20 protein-coding genes and 1 tRNA gene are annotated in these 17,232 nt (G+C 54.5%); 11 read left to right on the plus strand and 10 right to left on the minus strand.

The genetic code is table 11. The features are described from left to right. Positions 1–652 precede the first annotated feature (652 nt). The 4 genes from WKI84_RS02695 to WKI84_RS02710 all read right to left on the minus strand — a co-directional run bounded on the left by WKI84_RS02695 (position 653) and on the right by WKI84_RS02710 (position 2,942). Positions 653–1,177 carry a hypothetical protein gene (locus WKI84_RS02695; RefSeq protein ID WP_337861980.1) on the minus strand — a complete coding sequence of 175 codons (525 nt, stop codon included), beginning with the start codon at positions 1,175–1,177 and terminating at the stop codon, positions 653–655. Positions 1,178–1,752: 575 nt separating this feature from the next. Continuing rightward, the gene (locus WKI84_RS02700; RefSeq protein ID WP_337861981.1) at positions 1,753–1,983 is read right to left on the minus strand and encodes a hypothetical protein; all 231 of its coding nucleotides are present in this window, start codon (positions 1,981–1,983) and stop codon (positions 1,753–1,755) included. 5 nt (positions 1,984–1,988) lie between these two features. Next, the gene (locus WKI84_RS02705; RefSeq protein ID WP_337861982.1) at positions 1,989–2,186 is read right to left on the minus strand and encodes a hypothetical protein; all 198 of its coding nucleotides are present in this window, start codon (positions 2,184–2,186) and stop codon (positions 1,989–1,991) included. 201 nt (positions 2,187–2,387) lie between these two features. Further along, positions 2,388–2,942 (minus strand): hypothetical protein, encoded by a 555-nt coding sequence (locus WKI84_RS02710; protein ID WP_337861983.1) that lies wholly within the window; start codon positions 2,940–2,942, stop codon positions 2,388–2,390. A 421-nt stretch (positions 2,943–3,363) separates the two neighbouring features. Here WKI84_RS02710 and WKI84_RS02715 point away from each other — a divergent pair, with 421 nt between their 5' ends. Continuing rightward, positions 3,364–3,711, plus strand: coding sequence for a hypothetical protein (locus WKI84_RS02715; protein WP_337861984.1), 348 nt, complete (start codon positions 3,364–3,366; stop codon positions 3,709–3,711). A 74-nt stretch (positions 3,712–3,785) separates the two neighbouring features. On the opposite strand, the gene WKI84_RS02720 is transcribed toward WKI84_RS02715, so the two are convergent. Continuing rightward, a complete protein-coding gene (locus tag WKI84_RS02720) occupies positions 3,786–3,923 on the minus strand; it encodes a hypothetical protein (RefSeq protein WP_337861985.1) in 138 nt (45 codons plus the stop codon). Positions 3,924–3,958: 35 nt separating this feature from the next. Here WKI84_RS02720 and WKI84_RS02725 point away from each other — a divergent pair, with 35 nt between their 5' ends. Then, complete coding sequence (locus WKI84_RS02725) at positions 3,959–4,252, plus strand: hypothetical protein (RefSeq protein WP_337861986.1); 294 nt, start codon at positions 3,959–3,961, stop codon at positions 4,250–4,252. A gap of 104 nt (positions 4,253–4,356) precedes the next feature. Then, entirely contained in the window at positions 4,357–6,012 is a 1,656-nt protein-coding gene (locus WKI84_RS02730) for a hypothetical protein (protein ID WP_337861987.1), read from the plus strand. 63 nt (positions 6,013–6,075) lie between these two features. Here the strand turns inward: WKI84_RS02730 and WKI84_RS02735 are convergent, their stop codons facing one another. Continuing rightward, positions 6,076–8,526 carry a hypothetical protein gene (locus WKI84_RS02735; protein ID WP_337861988.1) on the minus strand — a complete coding sequence of 817 codons (2,451 nt, stop codon included), beginning with the start codon at positions 8,524–8,526 and terminating at the stop codon, positions 6,076–6,078. A 133-nt stretch (positions 8,527–8,659) separates the two neighbouring features. Between WKI84_RS02735 and WKI84_RS02740 the strand changes: the two genes are divergently transcribed. Both WKI84_RS02740 and WKI84_RS02745 read left to right on the plus strand, forming a co-directional pair. Then, complete coding sequence (locus tag WKI84_RS02740; RefSeq protein ID WP_337861989.1) at positions 8,660–8,872, plus strand: hypothetical protein; 213 nt, start codon at positions 8,660–8,662, stop codon at positions 8,870–8,872. Between the two features lie 53 nt (positions 8,873–8,925). Continuing rightward, entirely contained in the window at positions 8,926–9,489 is a 564-nt protein-coding gene (locus WKI84_RS02745; protein WP_337861990.1) for a hypothetical protein, read from the plus strand. A 15-nt stretch (positions 9,490–9,504) separates the two neighbouring features. Here the strand turns inward: WKI84_RS02745 and WKI84_RS02750 are convergent, their stop codons facing one another. Then, positions 9,505–9,807 carry a hypothetical protein gene (locus WKI84_RS02750; RefSeq protein ID WP_337861991.1) on the minus strand — a complete coding sequence of 101 codons (303 nt, stop codon included), beginning with the start codon at positions 9,805–9,807 and terminating at the stop codon, positions 9,505–9,507. A 556-nt stretch (positions 9,808–10,363) separates the two neighbouring features. Between WKI84_RS02750 and WKI84_RS02755 the strand changes: the two genes are divergently transcribed. The 5 genes from WKI84_RS02755 to WKI84_RS02775 all read left to right on the plus strand — a co-directional run bounded on the left by WKI84_RS02755 (position 10,364) and on the right by WKI84_RS02775 (position 13,804). Next, complete coding sequence (locus WKI84_RS02755; protein WP_337861992.1) at positions 10,364–11,605, plus strand: hypothetical protein; 1,242 nt, start codon at positions 10,364–10,366, stop codon at positions 11,603–11,605. Between the two features lie 178 nt (positions 11,606–11,783). After that, positions 11,784–11,999 (plus strand): hypothetical protein, encoded by a 216-nt coding sequence (locus tag WKI84_RS02760; protein WP_337861993.1) that lies wholly within the window; start codon positions 11,784–11,786, stop codon positions 11,997–11,999. A gap of 51 nt (positions 12,000–12,050) precedes the next feature. After that, positions 12,051–12,127 (plus strand) — tRNA-Pro (locus WKI84_RS02765). A 552-nt stretch (positions 12,128–12,679) separates the two neighbouring features. Then, positions 12,680–12,835, plus strand: a complete 156-nt coding sequence (locus WKI84_RS02770; protein WP_337861994.1) for a hypothetical protein — start codon at positions 12,680–12,682, stop codon at positions 12,833–12,835. Between the two features lie 672 nt (positions 12,836–13,507). Further along, positions 13,508–13,804 (plus strand): hypothetical protein, encoded by a 297-nt coding sequence (locus tag WKI84_RS02775; RefSeq protein ID WP_337861995.1) that lies wholly within the window; start codon positions 13,508–13,510, stop codon positions 13,802–13,804. A gap of 13 nt (positions 13,805–13,817) precedes the next feature. Here the strand turns inward: WKI84_RS02775 and WKI84_RS02780 are convergent, their stop codons facing one another. Then, positions 13,818–14,501, minus strand: a complete 684-nt coding sequence (locus WKI84_RS02780) for a hypothetical protein (protein ID WP_337861996.1) — start codon at positions 14,499–14,501, stop codon at positions 13,818–13,820. Positions 14,502–14,847: 346 nt separating this feature from the next. Here WKI84_RS02780 and WKI84_RS02785 point away from each other — a divergent pair, with 346 nt between their 5' ends. After that, the gene (locus WKI84_RS02785; RefSeq protein ID WP_337861997.1) at positions 14,848–15,204 is read left to right on the plus strand and encodes a hypothetical protein; all 357 of its coding nucleotides are present in this window, start codon (positions 14,848–14,850) and stop codon (positions 15,202–15,204) included. A 72-nt stretch (positions 15,205–15,276) separates the two neighbouring features. On the opposite strand, the gene WKI84_RS02790 is transcribed toward WKI84_RS02785, so the two are convergent. Both WKI84_RS02790 and WKI84_RS02795 read right to left on the minus strand, forming a co-directional pair. Beyond that, positions 15,277–16,209 carry a magnesium transporter CorA family protein gene (locus tag WKI84_RS02790; protein WP_337861998.1) on the minus strand — a complete coding sequence of 311 codons (933 nt, stop codon included), beginning with the start codon at positions 16,207–16,209 and terminating at the stop codon, positions 15,277–15,279. Between the two features lie 156 nt (positions 16,210–16,365). Further along, positions 16,366–17,226 (minus strand): hypothetical protein, encoded by an 861-nt coding sequence (locus tag WKI84_RS02795; RefSeq protein ID WP_337861999.1) that lies wholly within the window; start codon positions 17,224–17,226, stop codon positions 16,366–16,368. Between the last annotated feature and the right edge of the window lie 6 nt (positions 17,227–17,232).

Below are 17,232 nucleotides of genomic sequence, written 5' to 3' on the forward strand. Positions count from 1 at the left end.
TATTAACTTGCGGATACAGCCGGAAGAACCCCGAACAATCCTCCACTGTCTTTCCAAAAGAACTTGTGCTACTCTTCTCCCCTACATCCGTCCCGGCGCCTCTGTCGCTATCCGACGACGTCTGAGGTTCCTGCTGTCGCTTCTTTTGTCTTTGGTAGCTCGAAATGAAACCTGCTCCTCCAGCCATGACGCCTGCCAGGATTAGTAGTATGGAAATGGCGATTGGTTCTACAAATGATCCAATTGCGCCATGGGCCTGTACTGCATCAAACCCTCTGCCTCCTAGAGCAGGAGGGAGCATCGCTGCTCCTCCTTGGTAGCCGGCATACATCATCATGCCAGTTGCGGCTGTTGTACCAACATTCATGAGAATAAGGTGTGTCCATGCAAGAACGTTTGCCGTCCGACCAAAGGTGCCTCCTAGATAATAGATACTGTAACCTTGACGGGTGCCGTTATTAGTCCTGCAACAGACCAACACCCGTAAATGTTACAGTGCCAAGCGCTTCTGCCAAAGTGGCGACAGGCAATGAGCAGAGCAATAAGACGGCCAGTCCCGGCGGCACGAAGATGATGCGCTGAAAGTGTGAGGCGTGCTTTGAAAGACAGAATGAAGAAAAAAGAGAGGAGGGTCTTTCCCTCCCCGCGAATTTTAAGTGCTGCCTGCTGCCGAGTCGAATATACGAACTACGTTTGCCACACATTCTGTTCCCGGCGGAGGGTTGTCGGGCTCATCGACGTTTAGGCGGAATTGCACCGTCTGCACAGAAAAGATCTTGGTCACTCCTGTCGCCTTTACCATCGCATTTGTGCCTGCGAGCATCGGTGTCCGCTCAGATGGCACGTCAATTCCCCTTATGCAGTCGCCATCCACAAAGATCCTTTCAGCATGCCATTCCGGCACGGCCGTGCTGTGTGGTTCCCGATGACCGTTTATGGCCCACACGCCATTGTCTGTGTCAAAGACATACGCATAGCCCACGTGGTCCTCGACTGGGAGCGTCCTAGCTGCTTTGCCATAAAGTTGGATGAATATCTTGCCGTCATCTTTGAAACCAAATGTCTTGATGTCAAAGTTAGGCTCAGGGGAATCGTCTTGCGGGTCGGTGGCAGGCTGCGCCAGAACAGGCCTGATCGTAGCAGTTCCTGACAGGGCAACAAGAGATGCTATCAGCACTGCTGCCAGACTCGACGATGCCTGAATTTTCTTTCTGTTCGAAGGGAGATAGAAGCTCATTGTTTGGTAGATCTTGGTGTAGAATTTATACATTTTCCTGTTTTAGGTGATTGTACCGGTAGTTAACTTGGGTCATAAACACATATCGTAATTCCTGACCTGATTTGCCATATCCCCTTCACGATATCTCTCTCAGCGGTCGCCGAAAAGTCACCGGTGTAAGGATTTTTACACTGTTCAAAATCTGCTCTCGATAGTGATGTTGAGCGCGCATTATTGCCAAATATCCCAAGATCGATCAGCGTCTAATTTCAAGGTGTTTAGATCTAGTCGGCAGAGCCGCCACAGGCACAGTATCCAAATTCATCTATCCTAGAGTTGCATACGTCGCAATAGCCAAAGAGGTCATAGTCAACATCCCAAGGTTGTTTGCCAAATGCTGCCAGGTGGACATCTATCTCTTTGGGAACCGGATCGAACTGCACGCCAGGCCCCATTGCCTTTCGCTAAGAGTAACGACTCGGCTTCATTAAAGATTTTCTGCCTCCTTGGGAGCACTGCCAAAGATGCCACCCTTATGTCGAACCTTTGCTTGGAGATGAAAAAGCATGGCGTCGGAACCATCTCTTTGTCCGGAGCGGCCGAACCTTGGTCACAGCCGCGCCAGAGGTCGAGACGGTGGACGATGCTGCAGAGTTGTTGTGTATGCCGGCGTTTGTGCTGCTTTCCTTCTCCGCCCCGGCAACCATGTAATCATCTACGCAGTGGACTGCCGACTTTACCTTGCTGCAGTCAATGTCGTCCATGCTGGTTACCGTTTTTCCGGGCCTCTTTCGCCACCGCTGCTGCTGCCGGTCTGCGCTGCTGCCATGCTAGGCATCTGGCTGCCAATCAAACCGGAAGCCAAGAGCGCAAGGGCAAGCACGCCTGCCAGCGCTGCAAGCCTGGTCTTGCTGCTGTTACTGCTTTTTCCTTTCGGGATGTTATTGTTGTTGCCTGCCGTTGACATATCTTGTTGCCCTAGTTTACGGTTGCAATTAGCTGACTGCGTTTCAGAACATGTTTCAGGCCTTGTTCTACGTTTCAGAACGGCCAGAAAAAGCAGACAGCACAGACATTTGCCGAATGCGTCTGATGCATGTGCCTGCATTTGGCAGGCCATTGTTGCCTGCTCTCTCCTTTTTCCAGCAAACTTTACGCACTCCTTTAATCAACGAACTAGGCTGATCTCCCACCCCGGCGCAGGTACGGCGCCTGCAGGCTTTAGCGCAGGGACGCCGCACCTGTCGAGGATGGTCCTGACAAAAGTGTTGCTGTTTGGGCCCGTAGCCATCCGGTAAGGTACCTTTTCGGCGTTGAACATGGCGGTCTCTTCTTCAAAGCACCGGTACGCCTCTCCTGCCCCTTTGCCCCAGAGGACGGTCACAGAGTGCCGACGACCCTGCAGTGGCCCACCGTTTCCACCATAGACGGCGGCAGGACCATCATCCCGCATAAAGCCGCAGTGCCCCTGCGTCAATAGTCCAGGGGCGCCATAGAAGAGAGCGTGCGTGGATGGCACCTGACCGGCAGAAGAATAGAAGGGAAAGCCCTCGCATACAAATTCTTTCCCTGCCGCATCAGAGTACACGATATAGAGGTGGTAGCCGGTGAGAGTCCTGCCGTACAGGGGAAGGTTGACGCTTATTTCCCTTGCCCGCACGTCTATCCTTTCGTCCGGCTTTTGAGCAGAGCCTGCATGCAGTAATGATGACGGCGATAGCATAAAAATCGCAACATCACAGAAGAGGAGGACGCCGCGGCTGCAATAATAACAAGGACGGCAACAACAAAGCGGCGATTGCTCGGTCTGTCCATGTTGTCAGAGGTAGCCGCAACAGTTTCTTTCCTCTCCCCCACCCTCCTGCGTTCACGGTGTGCAAATACATGCAAAAAGAATGTCGGCTAAAATTATAAAGAGATACACGAATACACGGTGAGAGGGAGGGGGAGAAGCACAAAGCGCTTTTGCAGACATGGGTATGCACATTTTCTCCGTCAGTCGCAGGCGCCGGCCAGGATGTGTGGTAACTTTCTTTACTCAGCGGCCTGCAATTAGAGTGCCTTTTGACAGTAAGACGCCCATGTCTCATAGTTAAGTAACTGACTGTCGTTCCTTTTTAAAAATCCAAATGCGCCATATCTCCATGGCCAATGACAACAGAGGTCTGGCGTCTGCAGACCGCGAGACCAGAGAAAGGGTGGCAAGGAAGGGGGGCGAGGCCCGGGCCCGGAACCCACAGAGCCTGGCAGAGGCAGGCCGCAAGGGCGGCGAGGCAGTCGTTGAAAAGTACGGCCCAGAACACATGGCAGAGATTGGAAGAAAGGGGGGCGAGTCGTCGCACGGCGTAGGAAGAGGCAGCCGGGGCGGCAGTAGCAAGGATTACCGCAGCAGCGCCTCCCCCTCCCCTGCTGCGGGCAGCAGCGATGTTGCCGCACAAGAAGGATCACCGGCAGAAAGAGGCGGCAGCAGTACTAGCAGCAGGAGCGACTGACTATCCTCATCATCTTCGCCCTCCTCCCCCCTCCTGCTCTACCCCTTTTCTTTTTGCGGCGGCAAACGCGCTTTTCAGGCAGGCCGCAGAGGAGCCGCCACCATTCTTGGCAAGAACATCGAAGAAGTACTCAGGCCGTACACGCAGTACAGCACATCGTCTTCTTCGGCGGATACGGCGACAGGCGTCGTCATCGCAGTGTCTGCCGCCATTGCGTTTGTGGCGTTCCTAAATAAAGATAGTCGCCATGTCCAGGCGCAGGAGCAACGCGCAGCTGGCTATAGAAAAAGAATCCGCCAAGATCAGGCTTGCGCAGGGCATGCACTTTGCGCCTGACCTGCAGGTTGGAAGCGTCATACTGAAGGCGATGATCGTGCCGTCCTTTCAGGAGCCCGGGCTGCTTGCTGCCACCATGGCAACCAAGATAGCCCTTGGTGGGGGGAAGGGGTCGCTTGCAAAAGAGACAGACGAGCACGACGACCACGACGAGCGCAGGGCCAGGAACACAAGCGGCGGCGACGATGATACCAATGGCGCCTGAGAGTTGATGGATTTCAGCATAACAGTACAGCTAGTTTTGCCTTTGTAAGAACCCTATAGAGGAGTCGAATATTTGCAAGATCTGTCTGCATACCTGATAAATATTTGTTCGACATGTTAGGAAACATGCAGGCAAGGTCCGCAGGCAGGCTGTTGCTGCAGCCGCTGCCATTCGTCAACGCCATGATTATCGCCGTTCTTCTTTTGCTGTTGTTTTCTTTCAGCCCTGTTGTCCCATCATCTTTTGCGCAGGCGCAGGCCGACGAGCCGGCCGTTTGCGACGAAAAGGTATGCTACATAGAGATAACGAGGGACAGCTTTGTGCCGGCAGACCTGCGGGTCGGCGCAGGGGCCACCGTCGTCTGGAAGAACGCCGACGACAGGGTGCATGCCGTGAGCATCTACTCGGCAGGCGACGGCAGCATGCTCTACAACTCGACCCTGCTCAGGACGGGGGAGATGTTCCAGTTCACCTTCTCTGGCAGCAGTACTTCTGGCAGGTACGACTATTTTGACAAAGGCACAGCAGGCATGGCAGGCCAGATAAGTGTCGAGCCAGACATCCTGCTCGCCTCCGCAGCTGAAGCCAGGCGCATCAAGGTCGACTTTACAGACCCTGCCTCTGGCATAAAGAGCGTGTTTTTGAGCAGCGGCAGGGTAGAGGCTGCAGAGCTCCTGCCCGGCTCGCACAGCCTCACAGTCAGCATACAGGCGCCAACCGACGATACCCTGAGGATCAAGCTGGACAGGGCGCTCATCGACTCTAAATCCGGCAGCGGGACAGACGCCCCGTTCAGGGTGACTGCTGACGGATACAAGGCCGCCTACTCTGAGACTGCAACCAGCAGCGAGAGGGCGCTTGCGATACAGGTGCCGTCAGGAACCAGCTCTGTCAGGATAACCGGCAACCACTCCTCGGCGGCAGTCACAGGCTACGAGAGCGCGGCCAGCGCGCTGGAGCAGGCAAGCAAGACGGTAAGCCAGTACCGGGGCAGGGGCATCGTGGTGAACGAGGCTGACGACCTGCTGCGGCAGGCCAGGGGCGCGTTCGACGACGGCAGGTACGTCTTTGCAAAAGAGCTGGCAGACGAGGCGACGAGCGTGGCGCACGCCGCGCAGAGGACCGCTTCTGCGGCAAGCAGGGCGATGGACCAGGCTGCGGCCTCGGTGAGGGCCACCAAGTCGCTTGGCATAGACGTGTCAGACGTCGAGGAGATCCTGAGGCACACCCAAGAAAAGTACTCGTATGGAGGGTACGACGAGGCGCTCAACATGGCGGTGCAGGCAAAGGTGGCGGCTGCCAGCAGGACCGACCCGCTCCTGATGGTGCTTGCAGTGGCAATCGGCGCCGTGCCGGCAGGCATGTACCTGTACCGGAGGACCACTACTGCGGCCGCCATTCAGAGCGCCAGAGAAGATGAGGAAAAGAAGAAAGAGTCCATACAGAGCCAACGGCAAGAAGAAGAGAACAATGTCGCAACAGGAGAAAAGGAAACGGCTTCATCACCACCATTGCGGCAGCGGCAGCCACTGTTCGACCTGGAAAGAGCATTTATGCAAAAGCCGTACCTCCGCGACGACGACAGGCAGGTGATAAGGTATGTCGTGGAAAAGGGCGGGGAGGTGCTGCTCGCAGACATCAGGAACAGGTTTGCGCTGCCAAAGAGCACGGCGTGGCGTCTGGTCAAGAGGCTTGAGCGCGAGGAGCTCGTCGAGATAATCAAGTTTGGCAACCAGAACCTAGTAAAATGCAAGAGGTAGAAGAAGAAAAAAGAAAAAGAGGAGGGGTTGCCGGTTGTTCAGCCGGCATCACTATTTCTCTTCCTATCGTCCAGAGTTTGTAGAGTTGCTGCCCGTCGTTGTTGTCGTCGACGACGAGTTGCTGCTGTTGTTGTTATTCGTGCTGCCGACTATTTGACCGCCCGGTGCTGTGTTGGCGTTGTTGCTGCTGATACCACCGGAGGCAGCCCCAGATCCGGCCGTGCCGGCGGTAGAGCTGCTGCTGGTCGAGTTGCTCATCAGTTCTGTCAGCGACTGGTTCACGGTAAAGAATGCCGACGCAGTGTTGCCTGCCGAGTCCGTTGCGCTGACCGTCCGCTGTCCGTTCTGAGCACTTGTGGGTATGGTCACCTGCGCGGTGAACTGGCCGGAGACATCCGTGGTCGCAGTTATCAGCTGAGTGCCGTCAAGCTCTACGCTTACGCGCGAGCTTGGCTGGAACCCGGAGCCGACTACTGTTGTAATGTCACCAGAGAGCCCGCCGGTAGGCGAGACCATGATCTGGGCATTGCCGGTTGTTGTCACCGTTGATGTTGCGTTCCCTGCTGTTGTGGCGTTGCTACCAGTCGACGTTCCTGCTGTAGCGCCCGACATCGTCGATGTCGCGTTGGCACGAGACGACGAGCTTGTCACGTTAAAGCTCGTTATCGCGGCGTTGCCAAACATGTCTGCGGCAAGCACATCTACCATCCCTGTAGAGGTCGAAGGTACGCTCATCGTGGCCGTAAAGCCGCCTGACGGGTCTGACTCGACTTGCTCAGGAGATGTCGTCGCAGGCAGGCCGTCAAAGTAGACGCTCACCTTCTCCCTTGCTGCAAAGCCTGTGCCGTCGACGGTCACCTGAGTCCCTGGCGGCCCGGACGTCGGGTTCACGCTGATCTGCGCGCCTTCTGCCTGCTGCCTTGCCTGCTGCGTGCCAGTAGTCACTCCGCCACCGGCTACTGCACCGCTGCTGCCGCCGGTCGTCGTTCCGGCAGTGGCACCTGATGCCGTAGTGGATGGCCCGCTGCTGACCTGGCTGCCTGTGACTATGAAGGTGCTTTCGATCGTTACGTGGAACCTGTCGTTGCCCTGCATCATGTGGTCAACCACCGTGCCCTGCACCGTCATGCCCGAGCCCTGTATGGTCACCTTCGCAGTCGCACCCCGCTCTGCTTGGAGGTTCACCACGGTAAAGAACTCGCCGTTAGATACCTGCGGTGTGAGGCGCTGAGACGTTGTCGCTGCTCCACTGCTGCTGCCGGTTGCTGCGCTGCCAGTTGAGCCGCTCCTTGCAGAGCCGGTTCCTGTTGTTGTCGTCGCCCTCTCGCTTCCAGAGCTTGAAGTCATGCCTGACGAAGATGACGAGGAGGACGGGGTGTTGCCGGATGCTGTGCCAGAGCTGCTCAAAGTGTTGTTGTTCGTTGAGGACCTGTTGCTGGTTGTAGAGCCTGTCATGTTGCTGCCCGCACTGCTGCCGGTACTGCCAGAAGCAGAAGAGCTGCTGCCAGTGCCGTTACCAGAGGAGCTGGATCTGTCGTCAGAGCTGCTCGAGGTGTCGTTTCTGGCGGAGCTTCCGGTTATGGTTTGGCCCAGGGTAGAGGTTCCGCTGCTGCCAGTCGAGCCGCTGCTGCCGCCGGAAGTCGTCGTACCTGACGATGTGCCTGTGTTGCCAGAACGCGTGACATTGCTTCCTGAAGAGCTGGTGCTTCCTGCACTGCCGCCCGACCTAGAGCCGCTTGTTGCAGAAGACGAGCCTTCGTTATTGTCGCCGCCGCCTGTAGTTCCGGTTGTTGTCCTGTTAGAAGAAGAAGTCATGCCAGAGGTTGTACCGGATGTTGTCCCGGAGCTGCTGCTACTGCCCGACGTGGTGCCGTTCACCAGAAATCCTGCGTCAATGGTGACTTTGGCGGTGTTGGAGTTTGACATTGATTGTTTGACGTTCAAGTTGTCGAGGACCAGCCCGTTTGAGTCAATGCTGACTGTTGCGTTGGCCCCCGGCGCTGGCGAAAGGTTGAGGGCAAAGTCGCCGCTGCCGTTAGCGGTGCCGGCTGTTGTCTGCGCCCTGTTCTGCGAAGATGCTGCGGTAGTTCCTTGTGAGCCTGTTGTGGTTCCAGTCGTGCCTGCAGATCCGGAACGGGTTGTTGTGCTGCTGCCTGTGGTGGAAGGTCTTTGAGTGTTATTGTTATTGTTGTTGTCTGTGCTGCCAGTGTTATTGCCTCCGGAAGTTACGTTTGAAATCCCTTCCTGTACTATGTTCCCTGCATTCTGCAATCCCTTGGTGATCGATTTGCTTGCGTTTTGGAGCGCACTGCCCGCCTGTTCCAGAGGGCCAGAGGTTTTGTTTTTGTTGCCGTTATTGTCGTTGCTGCTGTTGCTGTTGCCGTTGCCGTTGTCGTTGCCGTTGTCGTTGGATGTTGTCTGTGCTGCAGCGATAACCGGGGCCGTTGCCAGGCTGACAATGGCAAAACCGACTAGCGTTGCAAGCACTAGGTACTTTGCGTTTGTAGAATCCATTGTACGTTCGTAAATTTTACGGCGTGTCCAGAGTTAAGGGAACCTGCGGATAGGAGGTTCCACTCTGCCAGAGACGGCAGGACTGGATTTTGCCTCCAAAATTCTTTAAAGTGATCGCTGGGAATGGATAACGATGGGGCTTATCACATGGGTCATAGTGATAGCCACAGTTCTTGCCGTGATAGGTCTTGGGCTGGGCACGTTTGTCTCTGGCGTGTGGTCCGGCATCCAGACCGTAGGCTCCAACCCGCTGGTGCAAAATGCCACCAACGAGGCAAAAGAGGTGGTGTCAAACGCCACCCGCAATGCGACAGGCAGCCTGCCGCTGCCAGAAGACAGCAGCTAAGCCTGCAAACATACTTGTACCTGGCCGTATTTCATACATGATGTCGACAGAGGATGTCATCGTCACCATCATCATCATCGTCTTTGCTTGCGGCAATAATGAGGAGCCTCGGGAACCCCTGCAAGAGGTTTCTGGCCGGCGACGGCGTGTCTGCGCCAGATTTCACCGTGCTTCCGCTGCGCGGTGTCTTTGAGGGCATATCAATAGACGCAAGGGCGGCCAGGAAAAACCTGCCTGCGCTTGGCGAGGCGTTTGGCATCGCCAAGAACCTTGACGAGTACCAGTACAAGATATGCTCACTGGTTCCGTCGCTTGCAGACTCGAATCCTGCAAAGCAGCGGCTGCAAAAGTGCAGGGTGCTGGCACTTGCTGCCCTTGGCGAGCTGGTGTCGCTTGCAAGGCAGGATAATGGCAGGGTGCCAGGGTGGAACGCCAGTGCAAGGGCTGTCCTTGTCGAGGCGTCGGACCTGTATGTTGCCGTTACCACCACCGCCGCCCAGGGCAAGGCGCCACCGCCGTTACTGCTCCCAAAGCAGGCGGGCAATGCAGCGGCCCAGATACGTTTTGGACTGGACGAAAAAGAGGTAGAAAGGGCGCTAGGGTCGATGTACGGCTAAAAAGCCGCCGCAGGATTACTCGGTAAAGGCGATGTTCCTTTCACTGAGGAACCTGAGCCAGCCGGTGGCAGTCACCCGGTCAAACACGTCCAGGCACCTCTCGGTGTCCTCGTTCTCTGCCAGGTCAAACTCGAATCCGCCCGTGCTCTTGCGCCGTATGTAGTTAAAGTGTGCGTTCAGGCCCCTGCTTTGCAGATCGGCGTTCACCTGGCTGCAAAACGCCGCCTCGTCAGGCGTCATCGTCACTGTCGGTGTTGCTGTTGGCGCCGCTGCCACCACGCCGACGTGCTTTTCTACCTGTTCTAGGCTCGCTGTCATGTATGATGGCAGGCAAGCGCAACTTTCACTTTTAGTCGAGCATGTCAAGAAATCTTTACCCCGGAGGAGAGCAGTGCGCAAAGGGGAAATAGCAGCCACACCATATCCGGGTCATATGGCAAATGGCAGCCGTTGCGATACCTGCGGCCAGCCCTGCGAGGAGCCAATATCTGTCCAGATGAAAGGCAGGGTGCACCATTTCTGCTCCGGCGACTGCGAGGTCATGTTCCTGCGGCAAGAGAAAACGGCAAAGCGCAATTAGCAGAGCGCAGGCTCCGGCCGAGAGACTTTAGCTCAACATGCATTCCCAAGAGAGAGCCGCATTTATGAGAAGGCCGGGCCATACTCATCCAGAGACTTTCGGGCCCGGCTGCACGTGACATTCGTTAGGGGTTGGCTGTATCCCGCTATTAGAGTCCACTCTATAAAAGGTTTCTTGTTATGGACACTAGCTGGTGTCAGTAGTTTCTATTACGGTACAATCTATCGTTCTTGCCGTTAACAGCCACCACTTGTAAGCATCAAATAGGCCACCGAGAAGATTGCATGTAAAGCGATGATCGGGGCGTCGTCATCATCATCAAAAGACAGCGCGGCAAGCAAGCCATTTGTAGTTGCCGCAGTCGTCCTGGTCTTTGCAGGGACTGCCACAGGCGCAGTCTGGATGATGTTGCTCTTTGGCGCTGGCCTGCCCTTCGTAGACGCCCGCGCCTTTTCGCTCCACAGGACGTTCCAGGTGGACGGGTTCCTCACGCTGCTTGTCATGGGCATAGGCTACATGATAGTGCCGCGCTTTAGGAATGCAGTCCTGCCGTCGCCAAGAAAAATAGCCTACGCGTCTTTTGCACTCGTCCTGACATCGATAGCGCTGCAGGTCGTATCGGCGCTCTCTGGCGGCGCAGGCACATACGACACGGCAGCGTCTGCTTCAAAGGTGGCAGGAGTGGGGATTTTTGCAGGCGCCGTCTTTTGGTCGATGAGGGTCAGGCCGAGGCTGCTCGGCATGGCAGACTGGTTCATAGCGGCTTCGGCAGGCGCCATGCTTGTACTTGCAGTAACCCAGCTTGTCAGGGAGGGGCAGACGCCGTCGTCTTTTCCCCATTCTCTGCTCTTTCCAATCCTCATGATCTTTGGCGTCGAGTACAAGACCATGCCTTCGTTCCTCGGTTTTATCAGGCCAAAGAAAAAGACGGGCGTTGCTTCTGCGGCGCTTGCAGTCGCTGCGGCCGGCCTTGGCGCGTTGGCTGCGATGACCGGCGACGGCAGCAGCCACGAGCTTGCCGTTGGGTCGGGCCTCGTACTCCTTGCCTGCGCAGGCGCGCTTGCGTCGTCGCTCTATGTGTTTGGCGGCTTTGACAACAGCGAGATAATGAGGCTCATCTCTGGCGAGAAAAAGGCGCGCTACCTATACACCACAAACTATGCGCGGCTTGCGTTTGCGTTCCTGTTTGCAGGATCGGCGATGGGCGTCCTCTATTTTGCAGGCGCAGAGCCGGCCTTTGTCCTTTACGACCTTGCCATCCACTTTACAGCCGTCGGGTTTGTCGGGATCACCATCGCGCTCTACCTGCCGCTGATGCTCCCGCCGATAACAGGCAAGGCAGTCAGGTTTGAAAGGTTCAGCCACGCGCCCGTGCTGATGGTTGTGGCCGCGCTTGCGCTGCGCGCTGCAGGCGACGCGGCTATGGCTGCCGGCGCCGCCCAGGGTCCTGTAGCGTACCTGTTCATGTATTCCGGCTGGCTCGTGGTGGCCGCGCTCGCAGCCTTTGTGGCAATGATCCACAGGTCGATGCAATAGCAACAGCAACAGCCGTCGTCTGCTCATCATGGCGGCGGAGGAGGCATGGACTTTGCTGCGGGCGGCAAGTAGAGAGAAAAAATCATTGGCACATGGCTGCGGCGTGAAGGAAAAAAGCTCGCGTACAGAGAAGAATTCTATAAAATATAACCGCAGTCTTTTTAAACGATGAGACAAATTGAACCGTGGCAGCTTTATGAGCAGCATAAAGTACAGGGTCAACCACAACCCGATAATGTATGACCACCTGACCAAGATGTACCAGGTCGGGCGGAAGGTATTCCGGAGTTACAGCGATGCCAAGGCGAACCAGTGGCAATGCGACAAGTGCAACAGGGCGTTTTCCAGCTTTAAGGAGCTCAAAGTGCACAAGAACGACAACCACGCCTACTAAGAGAATATAATACGGTCGCCCAGCAAATGGGACAGAAGAAGACGGACGGGAGGGGCCGTTGTCTAGCTTGGCAGGATGCCAGCCTCGGGCGCTGGAGGTCGCTGGTTCGAATCCGGCCGGCCCCACCATCTTCGTATGCGTTCTTGCTCGCTTTCGCATGCATTTTGTGCGGCGACCGCATGCGCTGCGTCAGCGACGCTGAAAGGCAAGGCAGCTACTTCATTTTGCGCTAGTACGACGACCCCGAACGAGTTTTTTGCTGATTTTGTTTTGTCTTCACTATTTGCTGCTACACTGTAGATAGCCTGCGATGCCTGCTTTGTTTTGGCGTCGTAAAAAATTCGGCATTTTGCACAGTAGTAGCCACTTGGTTCATAATGCGGCTTTTCGCCAAAGACCCTTTCGTACAGAGTCTTTATCTTTCGGCCGCACTTTTGGCAAGTAAACATTCATACAGCAAAACGCATGCGATCTATTTAGCTTTTTTGGCATAACTCGGCAATTGGCATTGCCGAGCTATAGCAAAAATGATGTAAGAAGACCCCGCATCTTCTTTTTGGTTCACAATATTCTTATTGCTAACGGGTCTTCTACGGTTTCGCGCATAATTCATGTATATTCACATATTTAACGCACGCTGCAGGGTCAAATTTAAAGGGTCGCTGCGCGTAGATGTTATAATGAGCGACGACTTTGTGCTCAACGTGTTGGCGAGCTTGCTGGCTAGGCTTATTGGGGCAGGTATCGAAAAGCTGGCGAGCTATATCTTATTAAAAATAAAAAATATAACAGAACTAAGAATATCTTCTTTTGTCGTTGCCAATTCATTTATCTGATCTTTAGAACAATGGGCTAGTCACCTCTCGACCGTTCAATTTTCAATCAAATTAGTCGTTCAACGTCAGTCATGGTAAAGCGAACAGCAATGAGGTTCTTAACGGCTAGGGCACCTTACCTAGAGGGTATGCATCGTAGCATATCTTCGGTATAGGTACGCTTACCTACCGTATACTTACCGTATACCTTAATTATGAGGTATTATCACACTTTGCTGTAAGTTACGGTAATTTGACGTAAAAGGCAGGTGGTTCTCGATGCATGGCCGCCATGCAGCGGTTTGGTCGAGTTGGCCCCCCACCTGCCTTTGATATTTGCGACGTGGTTGCATTTTAAAGATTGCGCGTGACAGTGTGCTACCGCTAGCACCTATTCATGCTAGAACGGTAACAAATTATGTGATTCAATACGATAGAACAACACAAAATACGATAGAGTAACAAGAAGTAATTCAATTAGAAGCGGCGGGCGAAAAGCTGCAATGATGCCGGCGTAGTTTTCTGATACTAAAGCCTAAAATTATCAGCCTATTACAATACGCCATTGACTGACAATAGTATTTACCTGCCAGTTATCGCAGGCATGGTCGCAGGCGTTGTTCTTATCGCGGCGTTTTCAATCTTTGCTCAAACAAGCGAATTTGACGCCGTAAGCATGCGAGAACAGCCCAATTGCTAACTGTACCATTATCTACAGAGAAAAATTTTGATTGCGATAGCTGGTTTGAAAAATGGGTCAGCGATAATAATGCGAAAATTGTCTACATTAACGGCCACAAGGCTGCAATTCACGGGCAGACATTAGATCTAAGAGGCGACGAGGTAAGAGTATGGCGTGCAGAGTTGGCTATGTGCACAAAAGATTATCAATACTACGGTTACGGTTTCGTATCCGAACAAGCTCTAGTTAAGGCAGTTGAAAACGCCTTTGAATACCAATCAAAGGTGGCGTCATCAAACGCTACTTAAGGCGGACGCAAAACTACAACTTGTTGGCCGGCATTTCTTTCTCTATTCGGTCTACGAAGTATTTGAAAACTGAAATACGCTCTTCGATTAGCCTGATAGTATCTTGCGTTTTGTCTTTATCACCAAGATTATCGAGAGCTTTACTGATCATAGATTTGAAGGGGTCGTAGTTGTTATGACTAATATCATCGTAAAATTCAGGGTTTACAAGTACAGCAACTTGCGTCATCGCTCGATCTAACTGAGGTATGTACCACGATTCTAAGTTCACATATTGGGCTTTCAAATTAGCTTTTTCATTCATGACAGACTGGTTGCCGTCGTCGTTCAAGGTTTTCTGGCAACATGAGATCGCAAAGTAATGCATGTCAATAATTGATTTCACTTGGCTATGTGCCCTGCCGAGCCAAAACTTCTTTCTTGCTGTGTCGCGCTCGTCGATATTCTCAATTATTTTTTCAATTCGCTCACTGTTCTTTCTTTGAAGAAAGTAAAAGAATGAACCGAGGCCGCCGCCAAACATCATGCCCTCAAGAACAAGCGATTGCCAATTAGTAATGTCGCAAACGGCGGGGCGTATAATCATACATGACACGCTAACGAGAGTCCACGTACCTACACCCGCACCTGCCGAGACGGCAATAATGATAGTTACTAACAGGGGTAACGTTTGAGATTTGAGGCTGGTTTTAGCCATTGAGAACATCACGGTCGGGCGGGTTAAAAAATTCTAGTATTTGCTTCTAGTCAGACATATTTTAACCATGTAATTCAACGCCAGCACGGGCCAACTGGCGCAGATTTTTTGCAGGTGAGGGGTTATTTAAAACAGAGTCGAATGCGAAAACTTGCGACCGCCTGTTGCGTAGACAAGGATTCATCATCTTCATACGTGTACTTGGCTACAGACCCCGTTAACAAGTGTACATTGCCAGAGTAAGCAAATAAAATGGCTTAAACGGTTTTTCCACGAATACTTTCCAATAAACAAAAAGATCTGCAGCAGAATAACTGTTTTAAATTTCAGAGGCCACTTTCACAAAATGAGCACGGTAGAGGATGTCATAAAGGAATTTTCCGAGGCAGACAATGCGATCAGGGCCGTCTTTTCAAAGGTGAACCCTCTCCTAGTAGTCAGGCTTATCTTTGACCAGAAAGAGAACCGCAAGGACAACATATACACACTTGAGATAATCATAAAGAAGGGGCAGAACCTTGAAGAGATACGTGACCACATTGTCCGCGAGACAGGCATGGCACCCGGCTTTTACCTTGGCGGGACCAAGATCGTAGTCACCCAGAAGCTTGATCTAAAGACGCTCAAGACGATCAACGACTTTGACGAGGTTCTCGAAATTAATGGGAGCCCGTACGCCGCAGGCGGCTCTACCAGCTTTTGAGCTGCACAGGCCGACGATGCGCTGGCGGGGACGGCTCCTCTTCTTATTTTTTCATTCCAAGCAAGCAAAAGATCATATCCACTTTAGCCTGCGAAAGTACCCGAACATGCAGGCCGCCGCCGAAAGCGACGCGGCGACCACGACTGCAAGCGTCCCAAATGGAATCCCCTGCACAGACGGCAGGTCGGTGTTCATGCCGTAGAATGAGCTCAGTATCGTGGCAGGCATCGACAGCGTGAATATTATCGTCAGCACCGCAAGGATCTTGTTCGACCTGTCGACCCCGTGCATAAAGTCGGTGTCCTTGAATATCTCGACAGTCTCCCTCGCCTCCTCCAGCGCCCGCACGGCCCTTTCTAGGTGGTCCTTGACATCGTCAAAGTACGGCACGAGGTCCTCGTCGCCGGAGAACCTCTGGATGTCGCGCGTGCCAAATTCTTGCAGGGTGGCACTCAGGTCGATTGCCATGCGCCGAAGCGCCATCGTCTGCCGGCGCAGGTACGACACTTCCTTGGCTGCAGACAGCCGCTCGTCAAACACGGTTTCTTCAATGTCAGAGATGTTGCCCCGGACTTTTTTCACCATCTCAAGCATGTCGTCCACCAGCGCGTCCACGGGGCTGTGGAACAGGTAGCCGGCCGGCCTGCCCATCAGCTCCTGCCTCTGCTTTGGGTCGCCGGCGGCGCACGCCGGGAATATGTCAGACACTGGCTTGAGCTCGTCCTGGTGCACCGTGGCCAGGTAGCCGGCGCCCATAAAGACGGCAAGCTGGCCGCTCCTGACCACGCTCCCGTGTTCGACGACTGGAAAGTGCAGGATTATGAACACGTGGTCTGGGTACCGGTCTATCTTGGGTATCTGGATCTTGGACAGGCAGTCGTCCAGGTTCAGCTCGTGGAAGGGAAAGCTGCGCCCAAGCTCTGCCATCGTGTCACGCGAGGGGTGCGGAATCTCTACCCACACAAACCCGTCGTTTCTGACCACCATCTGATGCTGCTCCCCCATAGAGATCAATTACTCCTTATGTCCAAATGGCGTAAAAAATGCAGCCTGCTGTTTGGCGGTTGGGGGGTGACGGAGTGGGGCCGGGAAGGCAGACGCAGGCCGGCGTGTGGCAAGCGGAACCGGCTTTTGGCACGTCGTCGCCGGACACGCAGACCCCTAGCGGTTCTCCCACTGCCACATCTTTTTCAGCTTGTTCTTGTCAAAGATAAAGAAGCGGTGGTGCCAGAACAGCGTCGCCGCTATTGCCACATAGCTGGCGTTAAAGAAAATGTCCCACACCCATATCTGGCCCTCCAGGCCGGCGGCGGCATGGTAGGCAAAGCCGCTGTCTGCAAGCGCGACGAGCAGCAGGGCAGACGAGAGCAGGGCCCAGGGCGTCGACGTGAACCTGCCCCCCTTCAGGTTCGCAAGCACCAGTATGGCAGGCACGGCCAGCACCCCGTCAAGCACAGGGTAGGCTACAGAGACTGCAAGCCGCATGACATCGCCGGCGCCGCCTCCCTGCACATCTTCCGCAGAAACAGTGGCCGCAGTCGTCGTCGCGACAGCAAGCGAGAGGTACGCCACAAAGGCCGAGTATGCAATAGCCAGCCCGGCGGCAAGCGCGGGCCTGCCCCGGCCAAAAAAGCGGTAAACTCTGACAAGGTGGTAGGCTATCAGCGGGTAGCCGGCAAGCCAGAGAGCGTCTGCTGCCGATGGGAACGGGGTAGAGATGCCAAGGCCCAGCTCATAGTGGGTCCAGAGGAGCTCGGCGGTAAGCCAGAGAACTAGGCCGGCGGCAAGCGCCGCGTGCGCGCTCCCGTAAAGGCCCCGGGTTCCCTGGCGCACAGACACCAGCACGGCAAGCGCGGCTGCGGCCGAGGCTGTGACGTTTATCGTCCAGTTGGTGACAAACGGCCTCTCCTGCCCCACCTCACCTGCAAAGAGCATCAGAAGGCCCATGCCGGCCGCCGCGACCAGAATCGTGGCATACAGCCTCTTGCGCACCGTTTCAGTGTCGGACGCGTCGATCATCATCGGGCT

The organism is Nitrososphaera sp. (assembly GCF_037447015.1).
Lineage (GTDB): Archaea > Thermoproteota > Nitrososphaeria > Nitrososphaerales > Nitrososphaeraceae > Nitrososphaera.